The 20368-nt window shown below is 51.7% G+C and carries 20 protein-coding genes; 9 read left to right on the top strand and 11 right to left on the bottom strand.

Going from position 1 to position 20368, the window contains the following annotated elements; translation table 11 throughout:
- Positions 1-33: 33 nt before the first annotated feature.
- The 4 genes from H924_RS08935 to hisD are packed head-to-tail and all read right to left on the bottom strand — an operon-like array spanning position 34 to position 3333.
- A complete protein-coding gene (locus H924_RS08935; RefSeq protein WP_015651635.1) occupies positions 34-261 on the bottom strand; it encodes a hypothetical protein in 228 nt (75 codons plus the stop codon).
- 3 nt (positions 262-264) lie between these two features.
- Positions 265-867: an imidazoleglycerol-phosphate dehydratase HisB gene (hisB, locus tag H924_RS08940; RefSeq protein WP_015651636.1), complete on the bottom strand. Its 603-nt coding sequence runs from the start codon at positions 865-867 to the stop codon at positions 265-267.
- Positions 868-882: 15 nt separating this feature from the next.
- A complete protein-coding gene (locus H924_RS08945) occupies positions 883-2001 on the bottom strand; it encodes a histidinol-phosphate transaminase (protein WP_015651637.1) in 1119 nt (372 codons plus the stop codon).
- A gap of 3 nt (positions 2002-2004) precedes the next feature.
- Positions 2005-3333 (bottom strand): histidinol dehydrogenase, encoded by a 1329-nt coding sequence (hisD, locus tag H924_RS08950; protein ID WP_015651638.1) that lies wholly within the window; start codon positions 3331-3333, stop codon positions 2005-2007.
- A gap of 251 nt (positions 3334-3584) precedes the next feature.
- Between hisD and H924_RS08955 the strand changes: the two genes are divergently transcribed.
- Positions 3585-4625 carry a YbjN domain-containing protein gene (locus H924_RS08955; RefSeq protein ID WP_015651639.1) on the top strand — a complete coding sequence of 347 codons (1041 nt, stop codon included), beginning with the start codon at positions 3585-3587 and terminating at the stop codon, positions 4623-4625.
- On the opposite strand, the gene H924_RS08960 is transcribed toward H924_RS08955, so the two are convergent.
- Positions 4622-5290, bottom strand: coding sequence for a hypothetical protein (locus tag H924_RS08960; RefSeq protein ID WP_015651640.1), 669 nt, complete (start codon positions 5288-5290; stop codon positions 4622-4624). The two genes, H924_RS08955 and H924_RS08960, sit on opposite strands and share 4 nt — an antisense overlap.
- Positions 5291-5418: 128 nt before the next feature.
- The gene (locus tag H924_RS08965) at positions 5419-6090 is read right to left on the bottom strand and encodes a hypothetical protein (RefSeq protein WP_015651641.1); all 672 of its coding nucleotides are present in this window, start codon (positions 6088-6090) and stop codon (positions 5419-5421) included.
- Positions 6091-6203: 113 nt separating this feature from the next.
- Here H924_RS08965 and H924_RS08970 point away from each other — a divergent pair, with 113 nt between their 5' ends.
- Both H924_RS08970 and glgX read left to right on the top strand, forming a co-directional pair.
- Positions 6204-6761, top strand: a complete 558-nt coding sequence (locus H924_RS08970; protein ID WP_015651642.1) for a TetR family transcriptional regulator — start codon at positions 6204-6206, stop codon at positions 6759-6761.
- A gap of 6 nt (positions 6762-6767) precedes the next feature.
- Positions 6768-9347, top strand: coding sequence for a glycogen debranching protein GlgX (gene glgX / locus H924_RS08975; RefSeq protein WP_029703272.1), 2580 nt, complete (start codon positions 6768-6770; stop codon positions 9345-9347).
- Between the two features lie 132 nt (positions 9348-9479).
- Here glgX and H924_RS08980 read toward each other — a convergent pair whose 3' ends face one another.
- A complete protein-coding gene (locus H924_RS08980; RefSeq protein ID WP_015651644.1) occupies positions 9480-9941 on the bottom strand; it encodes a winged helix-turn-helix transcriptional regulator in 462 nt (153 codons plus the stop codon).
- Between the two features lie 246 nt (positions 9942-10187).
- Here H924_RS08980 and H924_RS08985 point away from each other — a divergent pair, with 246 nt between their 5' ends.
- Positions 10188-11579, top strand: coding sequence for an exonuclease domain-containing protein (locus tag H924_RS08985; protein ID WP_015651645.1), 1392 nt, complete (start codon positions 10188-10190; stop codon positions 11577-11579).
- A gap of 45 nt (positions 11580-11624) precedes the next feature.
- Here H924_RS08985 and H924_RS08990 read toward each other — a convergent pair whose 3' ends face one another.
- Entirely contained in the window at positions 11625-12962 is a 1338-nt protein-coding gene (locus H924_RS08990) for an oxygenase MpaB family protein (RefSeq protein WP_015651646.1), read from the bottom strand.
- Positions 12963-13269: 307 nt separating this feature from the next.
- On the opposite strand from H924_RS08990, the gene H924_RS08995 reads away from it, so the two are divergent.
- The 5 genes from H924_RS08995 to H924_RS09010 all read left to right on the top strand — a co-directional run bounded on the left by H924_RS08995 (position 13270) and on the right by H924_RS09010 (position 18955).
- Positions 13270-13887 (top strand): hypothetical protein, encoded by a 618-nt coding sequence (locus H924_RS08995; protein ID WP_042392651.1) that lies wholly within the window; start codon positions 13270-13272, stop codon positions 13885-13887.
- An 81-nt stretch (positions 13888-13968) separates the two neighbouring features.
- On the top strand, positions 13969-16410 hold the full coding sequence (treY, locus tag H924_RS09000; protein ID WP_015651648.1) for a malto-oligosyltrehalose synthase: 2442 nt from the start codon (positions 13969-13971) through the stop codon (positions 16408-16410).
- Between the two features lie 43 nt (positions 16411-16453).
- On the top strand, positions 16454-17500 hold the full coding sequence (locus H924_RS09005; RefSeq protein ID WP_015651649.1) for a GTP pyrophosphokinase: 1047 nt from the start codon (positions 16454-16456) through the stop codon (positions 17498-17500).
- A 68-nt stretch (positions 17501-17568) separates the two neighbouring features.
- Entirely contained in the window at positions 17569-17700 is a 132-nt protein-coding gene (locus H924_RS14685) for a hypothetical protein (RefSeq protein WP_015651650.1), read from the top strand.
- A 205-nt stretch (positions 17701-17905) separates the two neighbouring features.
- Positions 17906-18955 (top strand): LLM class flavin-dependent oxidoreductase, encoded by a 1050-nt coding sequence (locus tag H924_RS09010; RefSeq protein ID WP_081602501.1) that lies wholly within the window; start codon positions 17906-17908, stop codon positions 18953-18955.
- Between the two features lie 54 nt (positions 18956-19009).
- Here H924_RS09010 and H924_RS09015 read toward each other — a convergent pair whose 3' ends face one another.
- The 3 genes from H924_RS09015 to H924_RS09025 are packed head-to-tail and all read right to left on the bottom strand — an operon-like array spanning position 19010 to position 20347.
- Complete coding sequence (locus H924_RS09015; protein ID WP_015651652.1) at positions 19010-19390, bottom strand: RNA-binding S4 domain-containing protein; 381 nt, start codon at positions 19388-19390, stop codon at positions 19010-19012.
- Positions 19391-19411: 21 nt separating this feature from the next.
- On the bottom strand, positions 19412-19645 hold the full coding sequence (locus H924_RS09020; RefSeq protein WP_015651653.1) for a hypothetical protein: 234 nt from the start codon (positions 19643-19645) through the stop codon (positions 19412-19414).
- Positions 19646-19669: 24 nt separating this feature from the next.
- On the bottom strand, positions 19670-20347 hold the full coding sequence (locus tag H924_RS09025; RefSeq protein ID WP_015651654.1) for a YigZ family protein: 678 nt from the start codon (positions 20345-20347) through the stop codon (positions 19670-19672).
- Positions 20348-20368 lie beyond the last annotated feature (21 nt).

Genomic DNA, 20368 nt, shown 5'->3' on the forward strand with positions numbered 1-20368 from the left:
GATCTCAGCGCGTGTTAAAGCCCTAGATTCCAATTAAGTCATCTCTCCGATCATCCATAAAATTCCGCCGACTATAGCTGCAATGGCGATGATTCCAGCTAGCACCATCAACAAGGTGTTTTTTGCTTTATAAGCAGACCAGGCACCGCCCGCAAAAAGTCCGGCAATGATAAAAAGTGCATAAATCATCCAACGGTTACTGCCGTCGGTGGTGGTCTGCATTGACGCAGTGACCATATCAGACACTGTCAAGGATTTCATCTGCTAAAGCGCACCCTTCGTGGATGGGATACCAGTTTGGCGAGGGTCCATCTCCACTGCTCCCCGGAGGGCGCGAGCTACAGCCTTGTATTCCGCCTCAGTGATGTGGTGTGGATCGCGACCATAGTGGCAGATCACATGCAGGGTGATCCGAGAGTTTAGTGCCAAGGTTTCAAAGAAATGCTCATTAATCACGGTGGCATAGTGTCCGCCGATAACTGAGGTGATCATATGATCTGGTTCACCAGTGATCACAAAGTAGGGGCGTCCGGAAATATCCACCACGGATTCCACCAACGCCTCATCCATTGGCAATTGGCAAGAAGCGAAGCGTCGGATGCCCTTCTTATCACCAATGGCATCAAGCAAGGCTTGGCCTAATACAATCGCGGTGTCTTCTACCGTGTGGTGGGCATCAATTTCGATATCCCCCTTGGCATGAACTTTCAGGTCAAAGCTGCCATGCACACCAAAAGCGGTAAGCATGTGATCAAAAAATGGCAAGCCAGTATCAATATCTACTTTTCCGCTGCCATCGAGGTTAATTTCAACGGAAATATCAGACTCACTAGTGGTGCGGGAAGCGCGACCAATTCGAGGGGTCATAAGGGATTCCTCTTCCTAAAGATTCTTATCAAAAACGGTCTGCGCGGCTGCCAAGAAAGCATCATTTTCCTCAGGCAATCCAATGGTGGTGCGCAAATGTCCAGCTACACCCACATCACGAATCAACACACCCTGATCCAAAAATTCCTGCCAGGCAACATGCTGATCCGCAAAACGGCCAAAGAACACAAAATTAGACTCACTTGGCACAACCTCAAAACCGATTTCCAGCAGGGCAGCTACTACCCTGTCGCGTTCTTGAGAGAGCTTTTCGACGGTGGCCAGCGTGTCAGCACTGTGGCGCAGCGCCACGATTGCGGCTGCTTGGCTCAGCGCTGAAAGATGATAAGGAAGACGGACCAGCATGACGGCCTCAATAAAGGCAGGTGCTGCCACAAAGTAGCCAAGGCGACCACCGGCAAAGTCAAAAGCCTTACTCATGGTGCGAGAAACCACCAGCTTAGAAGGATACTTTGCAATCAAAGTGGTAGCCGAAGGTGAGGGAGAAAACTCCGCATAGGCCTCATCCACAATGACGATTCCCGGCGCGACCTGCACCAGGCGCTCAATATCAGCCAAGGAAGTGACATCACCGGTGGGGTTATTTGGGGTGGTCACGAAGATGATATCGGGCTGGTGCTTTTCAATCGCAGCAAAAGCTGCATCAAAATCAATGCGGAAATCTGCGCCGCGGGCGACTGCAATAAATTCCGTTTGGGTGCCCTGCGCCAAAATGGGGTGCATGGAGTAACTGGGCTGAAATCCTAGTGCTGAGCGTCCCGGTCCACCAAAGGCCTGGAGTAATTGCTGCAAAATTTCATTGGAGCCATTGGCTGCCCACAGGTTGTCCTTGGTGACAGCGACTCCTGTTTGTTTGGTGATATACGCAGCCAAGGATTCGCGCAGCTCTACCGCATCACGTTCTGGATAACGGTTAAGTTCAGTGGCAATCTTATCCACCGTGGCAACAAGGTCTTGGACCAATGCCGCCGATGGTGGATAAGGGTTTTCGTTGGTGTTAAGTCGGACATCAACGTTGAGCTGTGGTGCGCCATAGGCGGTTTCACCACGGAGTTCCTCACGCAAAGGCAATTGAGCCAGCGTGGTATCAGCAGCGAGTGTTTGTTCAGTCATGATTTAGGCCTCATCAGTGGTGGGAAGAGTTTCAAAGCGAGCACGAATTGCCTCACCGTGGGCAGGCAAATCTTCTGCATTGGCAAAGTTAATCACCACATCAGAAACTTCCTTCAAGGCTGCTTCATCATATTCAATGAGGTTTACCGGGCGTAGGAAGGTGTGGGTGGAAAGACCTGCAGAAAAACGCGAGGTGCCCGAGGTTGGCAGCACGTGGTTAGAGCCTGCGGTGTAATCACCGAGTGGGACTGGGGAAAAATCGCCAACAAAGATAGCGCCAGCATTGGTGATCTTTTCCGCAACTGCACGCGCATTTTCGGTGTGCACCTCAAGGTGCTCGGCGCCGTACTGATCGGCAACCTGGATGCCTACGGTGATGTCGTCGACAAGCACAATTCCGCTTTGTTTCCCTTCCAGTGCTTGAGCTACACGATCCGCGTTGCGGGTAATGGAATAGCGGGCCGCAATTTCGCGATTGACAGCTGCTGCCAGCCCTTCAGAATCGGTAATCAAAACCGAGGCGGCCATAACATCGTGTTCGGCCTGGCTGATCAGGTCATATGCCACATTGACCGGGTTGGCGGTGCCATCTGCCAAAATTGCGATCTCTGTGGGGCCTGCTTCTGCATCGGTTCCCACTACACCGCGGACCAAACGCTTTGCCGCGGTGACAAAGATGTTTCCCGGGCCGGTGATCATATCAACTGGATCCAGCCCTTCAGCCTCATCGCCATAAGCCAATAGTGCGACCGCTTGGCCACCGCCCACTGCCCACACTTCGGTCACACCCAAAATAGAGCAGGCTGCCAAAATGGTGGGGTGTGGCCAACCGCCGTGCTCAGCCTGTGGTGGAGATGCCACAACCAGGCTAGATACCCCAGCTTCTTGGGCTGGAACGGTGTTCATAATGACGCTGGATGGGTAAACGGCATTACCACCTGGAACATATAGTCCCACGCGGTCGATGGGTAGGAATTTCTCAGTGACGGTGCCACCAGGTGCCAGCTCGGTGGTGTGTGACTGTGGCTTTTGCTCAGCGTGGACTTTGCGTACCCGCTTAATGGATTCCTCGATGGAGGCGCGTACCAAGGGATCTAGAGCAGCTTCAGCACCAGCCAGAACCTCTGCAGGAACCCGCACCGAAGCGGGGCGAATATGATCAAATTTCTCGCCATATTCCAAGGCAGCATGGGCGCCGCGTTCTTTTACGTCATCCACCACAGGCTGCACGATGGGAAGTACGGACACTACGTCCGTGCCTCCGCGTGGCAGTGCGCGTCGGATATCGCTCTTGGATGGTGTTTGACCGCGCAGGTCAGTGACATTCAACATGGCGAGGTTTTCTCCCTGAAGGTTGGGGCGAGAGTATTGGACTACTGCACGGGTGTGACTTGTTCAGTTTCACACCACATAGTTTTCTATTGTATTCCCCACTAATCCATTTTCTGATTCGGGTACATTCCGGGGCATGTGGTTTAGGCTGGAAACTTAAAAGACCTCACTATTCTAAGTTGAATGAAAAGCTCTACTCGGGCATATTTAAGTCCTTTCCGAGGACAAAAAGAAAGGCCGCTTTCCCCACTGTGACTGATAGCAATTCCAGCACTTTTGATGCCTCCTTCCCCACTCCAGTTGATCTGGATCGGGTGAGGAATATTTTCCACACTTTGCCTTATCACTTCATTGATGATGATGACCGTGTGTTGGTTCCCCAATCCCAGCATTTCAGCACGGTCTATTTCAGCGATGAGGCTAGCTTGTGTCTTAGCGTCCTTTCCCAAATTCGTATGCCTTTGGAAATGTTCACTATTAATGAGGTAGCGCGTGCCATCACTTTGTGGAATGCCGAATATCTCGGGGCCACTGCACTGCTGCATATGACTGATGAAGGCAGCATTGAGGTACGCTTTCGCTGCAGTATCAGCGTCGAAGAAGGACTCGGTGTCCAGCAATTAGAAAAGTTCCTCACCAGCGCTTTGGGAGCCACCGAGATGGCGGTGAACTTTATGATCGAGCGCTTTGGGGATCTGCTCATTAATGGAAAAGGCGCCGATGAGCTCCGCGAAGTCCAGGATGTGATCCTTAGTTCCCAAGAAATTCCAGGTCTTTTAGTTCCCATGGATATTAACGCTGAAGCGGAAGAATATGAAGACTTCCAGGAGGATGATGACGTGGAATCTGAACACCAAATACAGGCCGTCACCCTCAAGCGTGTTAATGACCTCCTCGTTGAAAAAGGAATCTCATTCACCACGGGAGATAAGGAATTCCTGGGTGCATGGATCAATGAGGTCTTCATTGGTTTTGTGGTGGACAATGGCCCCACCTTGGTGATCAAAGGAGATTGGGATCCCAATCTTGATCCCGCCCGCGATTTCATGAAAGTGTTCATGACCTGCAATCAGCACAATGAACGCGCCTTGTTAACCAAGGCATTTTGCCATGAAAACAGCGATGGCCTGCAGGTAAGAGTGGAGTTTTCCATTGTGGTTGGTGAAGGCTTGAGCACCATACAGCTACGCCGCAATATTGACCTAGCAATTCACCACATCTTGATGGCAATTGACACTTTAAGTAGGGAAATCACCGGGGAAACTGCGGTTAATTGGCCTCTTGAAGATTAAGACCTAACCTCAGCTGTAGCTACATCTGCAGATTCCTCTGGTTGCGCTGCATAGATAGATTCAGCGTCAGTGGTTTCAGCCAGCTCTTCCTCAGGAGTGACAAAGGTAGCGCACCAGTACATACACACCGACAAAAATGGCGCGGCTACCAATGCCACACCCGGTTGCATGGTGGGTGCAACTTGGAAAGATTGGCCAATGGCATTGGCATAATCAGCGGGCACCCCATGCAACAAGGTGGAGGCATAAGTTCCAAAAACCAGGAACACCACTGCCCCAGCTGCAGCAAGCATTCCCAACCACGCCATCATGGATAGACCTCGGGTTTGTGGGGACTTGAGGAAGATTATGAGGGCAATCGCTGCAGCAATAGCTCCGGTGGCAATGCTAAACCAGGCATAGCCAATAAATTCCACATTTTCAGCAACGGCGATGGATGCAGTTTCAGCGTCTTCTACAAAGGCAGTATAGGTGGGACGAGTTAAACCCCAGATCACTCCACCAAGGGCAAAGAGCACCAGGGTTAATGCCAGCGCCCCGGCAAATGCACCTACGGCTTTGTTGATTTTCATCCGTGATTTCTTCGGTGCAGATTCCTGTGCAATCTCTGCAGCGGAATATCCTTCATAAGGGCTTGCGTTAACGGATACGCCAGAGGTGGTCATGACAATTGAGAATACCCCCGTACATATTGTCCTTTCCAAAACCCCGCCGCGCTGCACTGGAATTTGGGTATAAAAAATCCCTGCTAAAAAACGAAAGTTTTCAGCAGGGAAGGAATTTCAAGCGATGATTAATCGCAGAACTTCCACTGGCCACCTTCGCGGAGGAAGCGCTGGGTACCAGAGTCAGTCTGACCACCGGCAGTAGCAACAACCCAAGCAGATGCAGTATCGCCGCTGACAACAACGTCAGAAATGGAATCCACAGTGCCGGTGCCGTCGCCACTGAGTGGGACATCAGGGACGGTATTTAGATCAATTGCGCCAGTTCCGCCACTTTCCTCCAGCACTCGGCCACAGGTGTTGTTGAGCATATATGCCAGAGAGCTACGCAAGGTGGTGGGCTCAGAAGCGCCACGAATCAAGGTTTCCAAAGCAGCGGCGTCCTCAGGGGATGCAGCCTGGCCATCTTCTACCGGTGCTAGTTCAGCAAAGGTAATTGGGTTCTCAGAAAGCTCCTGGGAAAGCTCTTGAATTTGGGACTGCTGTGCAGCAGGATCGGCAGGATTAGCTGGTTCTGCAGCTGCGGTGCTGGCTGGGGTGCTGGCTGCTGCGGAAGAGCTTGCAGAAGCACTTGCTGATGCTGATGCGGATGCGGATGCTGAAGCAGTGGTCGACTTGGTGGTGGCCGATGAGGATGCTGCCTCGGTGCTTGCATCGTCACTGCCGCAGGCCGCTAGGAATAGCGGTGCAGCCATGAAAGCAGCGAATGCGACCTTCTTGGAGGAAGTACGAATGGACAAATTTCTTCTCCTGATTTTCATCGACGGACCCAAAACCTTGAGGATTCCGGGGCTTTCACGCAAATTACCCTAGCAAATCCATCTGCTTAAGTACTGAAGACAGGGCTGTCATTATGCTGGGAATCGTGCAGTTAAATAAAGAATCCATCATTGACGCCGCAGTGTTACTTCTCAACTCATATGGCCTGTCAGATATGACCATGCGCCGAGTGGCGAAACAGCTCGAAGTTGCCCCCGGTGCGCTCTATTGGCATTTTAAAAACAAACAGGAGCTTATCGACGCCACCGCGCGCCGGGTACTCGCCCCCCTCCTGGAGCCCGACGTGCAGGGGCGCGTCGAAAAGCAAAGTGCGCAGGATACCTGCGCACAGTTAAGAGCCTTGATGGTTAGTTATCGGGACGGCGCGGAGGTGGTTAGTGCTGCGTTAAGTAGCCCGACATTGCGCAGTGATTTAGAGAGCATTATTGCGCGCTCTTTGGACACCCCCGACGAAGTGGGAGCCTTTACCCTTTTACACTTTGTGGTGGGTGCAGTTTTGGCCGAACAAACCCAGCTTCAGCTGCAAGAACTTACCGGCGAAGAAGGCACTCCGGTGGATTTTGAACAACGCTTTTCCACTGGGGTACAAATCATCATTGTGGGTCTCGAGTCCATTCGCCATATAAGATAGCGTTCCATGACAACAACGAGCGATCACAAGTATTCCGTGTGGCCTGGCGACGCCTATCCTTTGGGCTCTACCTATGACGGCGCCGGTACAAATTTTGCGATCTTCTCCGATATCGCTGACCGTGTTGAGCTGTGTCTTCTTGATGAAAACAATAATGAAATTCGCATCAATCTAGAAGAACGCGACGCCCATATTTGGCACTGCTATTTGCCTGGTGTGCAACCAGGCCAGCGCTATGGCTACCGAGTCCATGGACCCTGGAATCCAGATCAGGGCCAGCGCTGCGATCCTAATAAGCTGCTGGTGGATCCCTACGCTCGCGCTTTTGATGGCGCATTTGATGGACACCCATCACTGTTTTCCTATGACATCACCAATCCTGAAGACCCCAATGGTCGCAATACTGAGGACAGTATTGACCACACCATGAAGTCTGTGGTGGTTAATCCTTTCTTCGACTGGGGCAATGACCGCTCCCCTCGCAAGCCTTATCATGAGACCGTCATTTATGAGGCTCATGTCAAGGGCATGACCATGACACACCCCGATGTTCCGGAAGAACTCCGCGGTACCTACGCAGGCCTTTCCCACCCTGCCATCATTGATTATTTAGTGGATTTGGGTGTCACTGCCATTGAACTCATGCCAGTGCACCAGTTCCTCCAGGATGATCGCCTGCGTGAACTTGGGTTGCGCAACTACTGGGGTTATAACTCCTTTGGATTTTTTGCACCTTATAACGATTACGCCGCCAATAAAGCTCCCGGTGGCGCAGTAGCAGAGTTCAAGGGCTTAGTGCGATCCTTCCACGAAGCGGGCATCGAAGTTATTTTGGACGTGGTTTATAACCACACCGCTGAAGGCAACCATATGGGCCCCACCATCGCATTTCGCGGTATTGACAATGAGGCCTACTACCGCCTGGTTGAGGGCGATAAGCGCCACTACATGGACTACACCGGCACCGGTAACTCCCTCAATGTGCGCGATCCTCACTCCCTGCAATTGATTATGGATTCCCTGCGTTATTGGGTTACCGAAATGCACGTGGACGGCTTCCGTTTCGACTTGGCATCTACCCTCGCCCGTGAGCTCCATGACGTTGACCGCCTTGCTACCTTCTTCGACCTCGTCCAGCAGGACCCAGTAGTTTCCCAGGTCAAGCTCATTGCCGAGCCATGGGATGTGGGTGAAGGCGGCTACCAGGTTGGCAACTTCCCACCACTGTGGACCGAATGGAATGGTAAATACCGCGATACAGTGCGTGATTTCTGGCGCGGTGAGCCCGCTACCTTGGGCGAATTTGCTTCCAGATTGACCGGTTCTTCTGACCTTTATGCCAATAATGGTCGCCGTCCAACTGCCTCTATTAACTTTGTCACGGCCCATGATGGTTTTACCCTCAATGACCTGGTCAGTTATAACGAGAAGCACAATGATGCCAATGGTGAAGATGGTCGCGATGGCGAATCCCACAACCGTTCTTGGAACTGTGGTGTGGAGGGCCCAACCGACGATCCTGAGATCAGGCAGCTGCGCGCCCAACAGCGTCGCAACTTCCTCACCACTCTCCTGCTTTCCCAGGGCACGCCAATGTTGGCGCATGGTGACGAGATGGCACGTACCCAGCAAGGCAACAACAACGTCTACTGCCAGGACAATGAACTGGCGTGGATGAACTGGGAACAGGTGGAAGAAAACGCTGACCTTATCAGCTTCACTCGCCGTTTGCTGCGCATCCGCTCCAACCACCCTGTATTCCGCCGTCGTCGCTTCTTGGCTGGTGGCCCTTTGGGTAGCGATGTACGCGATCGTGACATTGCATGGTTGGTCCCCAACGGCACTTTGATGACCCAAGATGACTGGGACTTTGCTTTTGGTAAGTCCCTACAGGTCTTCTTCAATGGCGATGCCATTGAAGAGCCCGATGAGCGTGGCCAGAAGATTCGTGATGAATCCTTCATCCTCATGTTCAATGCGCACTTTGAACCCATCGAGTTCACCCTGCCTCCTGAGCACTTTGGTATGAAGTGGAAGCTGCTGGTTGATACCACCGAAGCAATTGGCTACCCGCTGGAAGAACTCACCATCGAAGCCGGTGGCACCTTGACCGTGCCAGCACGTTCGACCATGTTGCTGCGTCAGGTTGAAGCTCCTGATTACACCAAGCTTGATGCCAAAATTGCTTTGGAAAAGGAAGAAGCAGCTTTGGCAGCTGAGCGCGAAGCAGCCGATGCTGCTGCAGCTTTGCGTCAAGCCGCACAAGATGCGGAAACTGTGGAAGAGGAAGCGGCTCAGCAGCATTCTCAACCTCCAGCGGAGGAAGACGCTGCTGAAGGTACTGAGGCTCCTGATTCTGAGGATGAGAATGCAGTAGCAGAAATACCTGCGGAGACTGCAGAAGCTCCAGCTGAAGCGACGGAGACAGAGGCAGAGGCAGACGCTGAAACCGAAGTTCCTGCAGAAGAAGAAGCAGCAAGCGCCGAAAAGGAAGCTGCTGAACGCGCCGAGGCGCAAGAATTTAAGCGCCTGCGCAATGATGCTGCAGTAGCCGATGATTACGATTCTCCGCGTAAAGAGAAGTAAGCATTGGCCAGTTTAGGTATGTTCTAAAACCGCGAAGGGACGCTCAGGAAGAAATCCTGAACGTCCCTTTTGGTTTTCTAAAGCTAGAGTTTTTCGTCGAAAAGCACGCTTTTTCTGCCCCTGCAAAGGGGCTTAAGCCGTGCGGTAAGCCTCAACTTCTGAAACGTTGTTAACCGCCCAGGAATACATCGCACGGCAGGGCTCGATAACTGATTCTCCAAGCTCAGTGAGCTGATAATCCACCCGAGGTGGCACCACTGGATGGGAGGTTCGAGTTACCAAACCGTCTTCCATCAGCACACCAAGGCGCTGGGTGAGCATCTTGGCAGTGATGCCCTCGACCTGCTCTTTGATCTCGCCATTGCGTAGCGGGCCGTCTGCGATGCTCAGCAAAATCAACACGGCCCATTTATCACTAATGGTGTCCAGCAGATCGCGGCTCGGACAGTTTTTCATAAAGGGATTGCCGGAGGTAGCTATGTGATTTTTCCTTTTGGCGCTCCGAATATCGGTAACAGTTGCGCCCTGGATGTGCTCCTCTTGTACAAAACCGAGGGCGGTCTCGCGAGAATTCTGTCCAGCTTGGGGGTTCATCTAAGCTCACTATCCTTTGATTCATTGGCCACAGGTGTGGCGCGGAATTTTAGGTTCCTGATACTTAAAGCTTCGTTCAAACGGCACCCAGCGTTACATGCAGTTAAATTTCAGGTAACTAAAAGACGCTTTTCGACGCGCCCCTCCCGCACGTCTAGAGCCCTTATTCAAACACGGCGACCGTCACTGTGTCCGGGTCACCTAGTAGGGTGGTTTTCATTAACGCAGACCGAAAGGACCTCACCTGTGATCGTGGCACATGGCGCATCTGTCACTTTGGATGATTCCACTCTTTTACTTTCTTATTCCCCACTTCTGACCGCTTTGTCTTCGAATGGCAACCAAGAAGAAATTATCTCCTTGGATGCCATCACTGGTGTAACCCTGCACAACCCCACTGCTTTGACCTGTGGTTTTCTCACCCTGGAAGGGGCGGACACCTCCATTACCTTTGCACCCAATCAGCAGTCTGAAATGGCAGAGCTGGCTGCCGAGATCAAGCGAGTCCTTGCTGGTGAAGCTCCCTCGCTTGATGGTGAATCCACTACCAAAACTCCCATCCCGGGCCTTGATTTTGTGGGCTTTGATGTGGAAACAGCCAATGATGACTGGGGTTCAATCTGCCAAATTGGTTTAGTGCGTTACAAAGACGGCATCGAAGAAGAAGCTGTGTCTTGGTTGTGCACTCCGCCAGAACCCTTGAACTTCTTTAACCCCATTAACATCAGCATCCACGGCATCACCCCGGCGAAGGTGGAAGATCAGCCTAGCTTTGACGAGCTGCTACCCAAGATGGTGGAGTTTGTCGGAGATCTCAGCTTGGTGGCGCACAATGCACAATTTGATTTCACAGCGCTTTCTCGTGCCTGTGCTGCTGCCGGCATCCCTGCACCGAGCATGATTTATGGTTGCTCACTAACTTTGGCCCGTAATGAGAAGCTGCAGGTGGAAAACCATAAGCTGCCAACTGTTGCCAGTTACTTGGGCTTTGAGCTCCAGCACCATCATGATGCCACCGAAGATGCCCGTGCTTGTGCAGAAATCACCACTGCTTTGGCCAGGCGCCATGACTTTGAGGGTTCATTTATCGACTTCATCCACAGTCGTGGTTTTACGCTGGGATCTATCGATAATGAGAAGGTCTTTCCGGTGCTTCGCGATCGCTCCGGCGCCAATGTAGCAGTTCAAAGGCGACGCTTCGGTCTACAAGCCTCGAAGGAAGCAGCCGTTGCAGCTGTAGTTCCAGCGGCTCCAGTGGCCGAAGAACCCAAGGCTGCAGCACCCAAGAAATCTCGTGGCAAAGCACCCTGGGATAAGGTTGCCACTCCTGAAGTTATTCCTGATCCCAATCCAGATGCAGATCCCAATTCCCTGCTTTATGGACATAACATCACCCTCACCGGTGATTTTGAACCTTATGAAAAGGGAGCACTCTGGCAGCGCATTGCTGATCAAGGTGCACAAATTGGCAAGAATGTCACCAAGAAAACCACCATCTTGGTAGCTGGCCAGTGGGCAACAATTACCTCCAAGCAAAAACGCGCGGAGGAGCTCAAAGAAAAAGGCCAAGATATTCAGATCTGGGACGAAGAACAGCTCTTTAGCGCCCTTGGCCTAGATGAGCAGCCACCCTTCTAAGAAATAAAGCTCGTGCACCTTCCCAGGTGCACGAGCTTTATCCTTTTAGTTGTGAGCTACCACTGAATCATCGTGTAGCTGATAATTCTTCGGGATGTCGATGCCATTGTCTTTAGCCCACTGAATCTTCGAGCGCAGGGCTCCCATCCACGGTGGGTTTCCTTCCTTCGCACGTTGTGCCAGACGCTGCGGAGCATCAGGTGATTCATCAAGCTTCTTTAGCTCTGCAGCCTCTGCTCTACCTTGGGCTTCCATTTCCTTAGCCACTTCGCTCCAATCCCAGGACTCCCACTTGGTGTCCTTGACCATAAAGCGGGTGTCTTCATCACCAACAATGAGTGAGACCCCAGCTAGCGCCTCCAAAGCTGCGCGCTCGCCCATCATCTCGTAGATGTTCATCAAAGAGGTGGCTACCTGAACGCGGTATTTGCTGGATTGTCCGCCATTGGCAAAAAGGAAACTAGTCATCTTGCGCATCTCATCGCCGGTTTTGGGGATGATGCGTTCTTCACCACCCATGACATAGAGAACATATGCCCAGTACATGGCCACGTCATCCCATTCTTTACCGGAATGCTGACGTCCAAAGAATTCATCAATAGCGAGTGGAACTAGGGCAAACCAACCTTCGCCTGAGATCATGTGGCTGGAGTTAATCGGCCAAGAATACTCGTTATAACGTTCTGGTCCCCACAATTTGTCTAGGCCGCGATTGGCTTGGGCGTGAATGAGACGCACTCGCGCAGCGGACTTAAAGCCCTCGCTAAAACGATCAAAAACGCCATGCAGGCCCAAATTTACAAAGAAGTTTGCAGTTTCAATGCCACGCTGGAGAGGATTGATTTCAAACATTTGGGTTTCGCCAGTGGCAGAAGAGGTGCGATCTTCCAAGGTGGTGGCCCAATATCCAAAGGCGAAGGTGATTTTCTCCGCCATGCGGGTGACATTGTAATAAGCCACGCGGCCACGCTCAGCGGCTTCCAAATCAATCCACTCTGGAATATTGTCCAACTGTTCAAAGAGAGCCACGAGCTCTGGCTCGGGGTTTTCTACCTTGTCTATGCCTTCATTAAGTGCAAGTTCAAAATCAGCGCGCGCCTTTTTGGCTCCTACTCGGCGAAACATCTCTGCAACCTGGTTGCCATATTCATCGGTTTGCCACATGTGATCATCAAGAAGACGAGTTTGTGGGGTGTCATAGGACCAGTCATCACGCACGCGATGCCACTTATCAAAAAGCGTGTGGCGTGCCGTTGACCAAGAAGGCTTTTCAGTGCGACGCTTGGGGGCTGGTCGCAGTGGCATGCCATCGCAGTAGAAATAGCGGAAGTCTTTATAAGGATTGTCTGAAGGTGGCAAGGTTTCAAGATGGGGTGTTGTCACTGTTGACTCCTGGCTGGGTGGCTGGTTCTTTCCCCAGAATTCTAATGTGATCTAGAACATAGGTCAGCTATTTTTGTGTGACAACTTATATACATGGCAAAGATTCACCCCCATCAAAAGAGCAGCTAGAAGCCTATTTTTATATTATTTTCCTTTTATATAGCCTTAATATGGCGTAGTTATACCCTCTTCTAATAAGCGTCTGTCCACCACCAGCGGGGGTATATAAAACCACGGTCGCAGGGAACCTCCATGACTTTTTCCAAGTCCAATCTTTATAGAAACACTTTTAAAGGGGAGGAAATTAATGGACGTATCTACTCGCAAAAAATTCTTAAGGGACTTACAACCCCGGCTTTATAACGAGCGCTGGACTACCCGCTGCAGGCTTAGTGATGATGGTTTCTGCGATAGTCCTGCACACCTAAACCTCTCTACAGAGCTTTATATGGGTTTAAGCTCACGCAGCAAAACTTTAAGTTTTAGAGCAGTTGGCGAATTGGGATTAAGCATTCGCCAAGCATGGGATGTAGCCGCCGATAACCTGGTGGCTTTAGCCCAAGACGGTCAAGGTGTTCGCTTTGACTTAAGAAATGCCAGCTTGAGCACTGATATCGATACCTATGCTTTAGAAGTTAAGGTGCCTGGTTCCCCCATCACCGCGTGGTTGGCGCATCCCCGCACCTTCAGTATTTTGCACCACCACCTGGAATCACGATTAGGTAAAAACCTGCATTATTTGGCCCCTGCCTCAGCCACACTTATCGCAATTCCTGCTGGTGCAGCAGAAATTCCTCAACTTCTGTCCTGGGCTCGCTCCCAGTCAGATGTGAATGCGCAACAAGGACTCGTCGACAAGCTTATTAACTATCACCTGGGGTTCCCTGCCCCGTACCGACCAAATATCTGGGCGCGGGCGGCTTAGGCGCCGACGCTGGCGCGGTGTTCTCACTAGGATCAAAAGGCGTACTGCTTATTGCTCGGAAGATCGCTGGAGGAAAACAATATGGCACGTCCGATTACCGCAACCTATAGGCTGCAAATGCGAGGCCCCCAAGCCGATGAAGCCGGTCGCGCTTTTGGATTTGCCGAGGCAAAGGCGCAACTGCCCTACCTTAAAAAGCTAGGCATTAGCCACCTCTACCTCTCCCCTATTTTGAGCTCCATGCCTGATTCCAATCACGGCTATGACGTTATTGATCCCACCACCATCAACCCAGAACTTGGGGGAATGGAGGGTTTTCGGGAACTAGCTGCTGCCACCCATGAACACGGTATGGGCATCATTATCGATATTGTTCCGAACCACTTAGGCGTTGCCGTTCCGCACCTTAATAAATGGTGGTGGGATGTGCTGAAAAATGGCCAAAACTCTGACTTTGAGTTCTATTTTGATATTGATTGGCACAACGACAATGGCTCCGGCGGAAAACTCGGTATGCCAATTTTGGGCGCCGAAGGTGATGAAGACAAACTAGAATTTGATGAACTCAATGGTGAAAAAGTGCTGCGTTATTATGAGCACGTTTTCCCCATTGCCCCTGGCACCGATGAAGGCAGCCCCCAAGACGCTTATGAGCGCCAGTCCTATCGCCTGCAATTTTGGCGTGATGGCGTAATCAACTACCGCCGTTTCTTCTCGGTAAATACCCTCGCCGGCATCCGCCAAGAAGACGCCCTAGTTTTTGAACACACACACCGCGTGCTGCGCGAATTAGTAGCCGAGGATCTTATCGACGGCGTCCGCGTGGATCACCCAGACGGACTTTCTGATCCTTTTGGCTATTTGCACCGCCTACGCGAACTTATTGGACCTGATCGCTGGCTGATTATTGAGAAAATTCTCGGTGTAGAGGAGCCTTTGGATCCTCGTCTTTCCGTGGATGGCACCACCGGTTATGACGCATTGCGTGAACTTGATGGAGTTTTTGTATCCCGCGAAGCCGAGGATCATTTCTCCATGGTGGCACTTAATCAAACTGGCTCCACCTGGGATGAACGTGCCCTGCAGTCCACCGAGGAAAACCTCAAGCGATCGGTTGCGCAAAGTGAATTAGCTGCAGAGATCCGCAGGCTGGCTCGTGCCATGCGCCGCGATAACTTCTCTACTGCAGGCCACAATGTCAGTGAAGAAAACCTCAGTGAAACCATTGTTGAGCTGGTTGCAGCCATGCCGGTTTATCGCGCGGACTATATCTCCCTGTCCCGCACCACTGCTTCAGTAATCGCGGATATGTCCAAGCGTTTCCCTTCTCGCCGCGATGCTCTTGACCTTATTTCTGCAGCACTTTTGGGCAATGGTGAAGCCAAAATCCGCTTCGCCCAAGTTTGTGGTGCGGTCATGGCAAAAGGCGTGGAAGATACCACCTTCTACCGCGCAGCACGCTTGGTTTCCCTCCAAGAAGTTGGCGGCGCGCCGGGGCGATTTGGCGTTTCCGCAGCCGAGTTCCACCTGCTACAAGAAGAACGCAGCGTGTTGTGGCCTCGCACCATGACCACTCTTTCAACCCACGACACCAAGCGCGGCGAAGACACTCGCGCGCGCATCATTGAGCTCACCGAAGTGCCCAATAATTTCTCCGAATTAGTCAACCGGGTGATGGCTATTTTGCCTGCGCCTGATGGCGCGACCGGGCACTTCCTCTTCCAAAACCTGCTGGGTATTTGGCCTGCCGACGGCGTGATCACCGACGCCATCCGCAGCCGTTTCCAGGACTACGCCGAAAAAGCCATCCGCGAAGCGTCTGTCAAAACCACGTGGGTGGACCCCAACGAGTCCTTTGAGGTTGCGGTTTCCGACTGGATTAAAGCGCTTTTCGACGGACCCGCCACCAGCATGATCACCGAATTTATTAATCGTCTAGACCTGGGTGCCATCCAAATCTCCTTAGGCCGCAAAATGCTCCAGCTAATTGGCGCTGGCATTCCGGATACCTACCAGGGCACTGAATTTATGGAAGATTCCCTGGTAGACCCAGATAATCGTCGCTTTGTGGATTACACCGCCCGTTCCCAGGTGCTAGAACAATTAGCCACCTGGAAGTGGGAAGATGTAACCACTACCGATCAAACCCACCTCCAAGAACATGCCAATGTAGCCAAAATGCATGTGGTTAAAGAGGCATTGGCGGTGCGTGCCGAATTCCCCGGTTGCTTTATCGGTGGTGATCACCAGGCCGTATTTGCTGAGGGCCGCGCAGAATCCCACGTCATTGGTATGGCCCGTGGCACTGACCGCAATCATTTGAGCATTATTGCCCTTGCTACCCGTCGCCCACTTATTCTTAAGCACCGCGGTGGCTGGCATGACACCACCATCACCCTGCCAGCTGGTACCTGGGTGGATCGCTTGAGTGGCTGTCGTTATAGCGGTGTGGTGCCTGCTGGTGATCTTTTCCAGAATTTGCCTACTGCCCTTTTAGTTTTGTTACCTGAAACGGAGTTTTAGTTTGTTGTTTATAGCTGCGTGCCCGCTACCATAAATAACCGTTATGTCTGACAACACACTTGCCCAATTTGGCAACTACTACCACGAATTTCGCCGTGCTCACCCCACGGCGGATGTGGATTTTCAAGTGGCTATTGAGGAACTCCTCACCGATGGTGGTGTCACTTTTGACCGGGTAAGCACAAGGGTGAAGGAATGGTCGAGCCTCAAAGCCAAGGCTCGTAAAAAGCGCGCCGATGGCACGTTGATTTACCCAGTTCCCCGGCGCGATATTCACGATATGATCGGCGTGCGCATCACCACCTATCACTCCACGGAGATTCCAGTTGCACTAAAAGTGCTGCAGGATTCTTTTACCATCCGAAAATCAGTGGATAAAGCTGCCGAAACTCGTATTTCCGGCGGCTTTGGCTATGGCTCCCATCACCTTATTTTGGAAGTTGATGATTCCAGCGAAGATCTGCAGGAATACCGTGGTTTGGTCTTTGAGGTTCAGGTACGCACTGTGTTGCAACATGCGTGGGCTGAGTTTGAACATGACCTTCGTTATAAACGTTCCGATGCTAGCAAAGCCGGTGGCATCGACCCCGAGGTAGACCGTATGTTTACCCTGGCTGCCGGCCTGATTGAGCTAGCAGATCAGCAATTTGACCAGATCGCAGCACTGAAGGACACCGATCGAGTTACCGATGAATCGGTGGAACTAACTGCAGAAACCTTGCCTGGAGTCTTGGCGATGCTTATTGGCAACCGGTTCCCAAGGCCACGTTCCACCAATTATCGCTTCTTGGAAGATATTTTGACGGCCAATTCCATCACTTCAGTGGAACAACTGCGCAACTTGCTTAACCCCACTGATATTGAAGTGCTGCTCAAGGTGATGAATTACCGATTCCATCCCGGCCAGATTCGTATTATTGATGACCTTTTGCTGAAGAAGTTCGGCCAGGCCCATATCGATTCCACGGTGTCTACAGATTCCAAACCGAATGATGCTAAGCGCCGCCGCCAGCTCAAACACAAACTAGAGCTAATGGCACAAGCCCATATTGCCGAAGCTCCGGGGGATTCTTCCGGCACGCCCAACTAAACAATCTTCTTTAGCAACTGTTAGTCTGGCACAGAACAATAATTACGTCTATCAAGGAGCCAATTATTATGGGGCTAGCCATCACCGACTTCCCAATGCTCGCAGACTTCCTCCACGTGTGGGGCCTGGCCGTCGCTGATTTCTTCCGCCCAATGGGAATTGATTTCCCACCGGCGAACTGGAGCCTCGGTTCAATCTAAACTTAAGCACTCTTTGTTAAGAGCGCGTTCTTAAAGGACGCAGTGTCTTTAGGGGAGTTCTGCTACCACTCGGTAGCAGAACTCCCCTTTTTGTGTCCTGTTTCATGTGGGCTGGCCTTTCGGGAATATCCTAAAGCTGATATTGTTGACATGTCTACAAGATACTTTTAAACCCTAAGAAACTGAGGACACCATGACTAACCCAATTTCTTCGCTCTCCTTTGGACTAGACACCTTCGGCGATGTCACCGTTGATACTGACGGCAATGCCGTCTCCCAGGCACAAACCATTCGCGACGTCATCGAAGAAGCAAAGATGGCCGAAAAAGTTGGCATTGATATCTTCGGTATCGGCGAGCACCACCGCACGGAATACGCTATCTCTGCTCCGGATATCGTGATGACCGCCATCTTGGCTGCTACCGAAAAGCTCAAGGTCACCTCCTCAGTAACTGTGCTTTCCTCCGATGATCCGGTACGTATCTTCGAGCGCTATTCCACCATGAATGCACTCTCCAATGGTCGTGCAGAAATCACCCTCGGCCGCGGTTCCTTCATTGAGTCTTTCCCACTATTTGGCTTTGATCTCCAAGACTACGAAAAACTTTTTAATGAGCGCCTTGATCTCTTCCGCACCATCCTCGACGCCGACGCAAAACAGGAGGGCGTGACGTGGAAGGGTGAGACTCGTTCCGCGCTAGAAAACCAAATGCTTTACCCACCAACTGAAAATGGAATTAAAACTTGGGTGGCCGTTGGTGGCAGCCCGGAGTCTGTGGTGCGTGCCGCTAAGTACCACTTCCCACTGATGTTGGCCATTATTGGTGGAGCACCAGAGCGTTTCCGTCCTTATGTAGAGCTCTACAAGCGTGCCAATGAGCAATTCGGCCAGCCTCAGCTTCCAATTGGTATTCACTCCCCTGGCCTGGTTGCTGCAACTGATAAGGAAGCTCGTGAGCTTTCCCTGGATAACTGGCTGCTACTGCAAAGGGCAATTGGTGCGGAGCGCGGTTGGGCTCCGGCTGATGCACGCCAATTTGAGCGCGAAATTGACCATGGTTCTCTCTACATTGGCTCCCCTGAAACCGTTGCCAAGAAGATTGCGGACACCATTGAAAAACTTTCTTTGAACCGCTTCACCATGAAGTACGCCAGTGGCCCTACCCCACATGAGTACCATATGCGTTCCATCGAGCTTTATGGCACCGAGGTTATTCCAATGGTGCGTGAAATCTTGGCTAAGCGTGCAGCTTAAGCTCGCCTAAAGAAAATGCCTATACGCACTCAAGGAGGTGCGTATAGGCATTTTTTAACGTCGTCCGCGGAAATTTTCCATTTCCCGGCGTTCTTTTTTGGTGGGCCGACCTGCTCCGCGATCGCGCACGGGAATCGCCGCCAGCACTTCCATCGGAGGAGGTGGTGGAGTGTGGTCGATGCAGCAGGTTCTAGCAATTGCCGCACTCACTCGCTTATTGATGGTTTTTGTTACTTCCACATCAAATTCGCGGTGGTTAACCCACACCCTAACGCGGTCACCAGGGACAACTTGTTGGGCTGGTTTCACCGCGTTGTTATTGATTTTGACATGCCCGGCGCGGCAGGCAGCTGCCGCATCGGAGCGCGTTTTATAAAGGCGCACTGCCCACACCCAGGCATCAATTCTGACCTGTGCGTTAATTTGTGCATTCATGAACGTCCCAAATTTTAAGGCCTAATAATGATCTTTCTCATTAATAGTCTTGCGCACCTTGTTATAAAAGAAGAATCCGCCGGCTACTGCGATAATTAGACCCAGCATCATAAGGCCTGCTGAACCAGTAAGCAGCCATAGGAGTGCACCGCCGCCAATTCCGCCGGCCACACTCACAACGGCGTTGCGGGAGTTTTTCCGAACTTCTTGTTTGCGCTTTTCAATGGGGTTACGGGGATATTGCTGCATGCTCATGGTTTTAAAGTGTAGTGCTCTTTGTCAGTGCAAGTCACTCGGGGATTCCACCCACATTCGGCCCGCATGTTCCAGAGCAATTTCCGCGCCCATCATGGATGACAAATAAGACTCCACTGCTTCTTGGCGGCCGGGCAAAATAGCAAGACTAAAACGCACGTCCTCGCCATAAACAGTATCGGTAATAACTACACCCAAGCCCCGCAGGTTAGCCTCAATCCGGCCCGCTTCTGTATGCGACAAGGAAAGCTCAAAGATATCGCGAATGGCCCGGGTAACTTGAGTTACTGCAGGTAGCAGCTCTGTAATCGCATTGGTATAGGCATTAACTAAACCGCCTGTGCCCAGCTTGATGCCGCCAAAATAGCGCACCACCACCGCTGCGATATCTTTCATGCCAGATCCCCGCAGTGCCTCAAGCATGGGTTTTCCCGCGGTGCCCGAGGGTTCACCATCATCGGATGATCGCTCAATATCATTGGATTCATCAACCTGAATAATAAAAGCGCTGCAATGGTGGCGGGCGTCGGGATATAACTCTTTGATGGAGTTAATAAATTCTCGAGCTTGTGCTTCATCTTGTACCCGCGAGATATAGGTGAGAAAACGCGATCGTTTAATCTCCATCTCGGATTCAAAAATCTGCGCGGCGGCCGGTAGCTGATATTCCAATAACCTGGGTGGAAGCATGCGTTCTGACATATTGCCTTCATCTTAGCCCGC

The sequence above is a fragment of the Corynebacterium callunae DSM 20147 genome, from assembly GCF_000344785.1.
GTDB lineage: Bacteria > Actinomycetota > Actinomycetes > Mycobacteriales > Mycobacteriaceae > Corynebacterium > Corynebacterium callunae.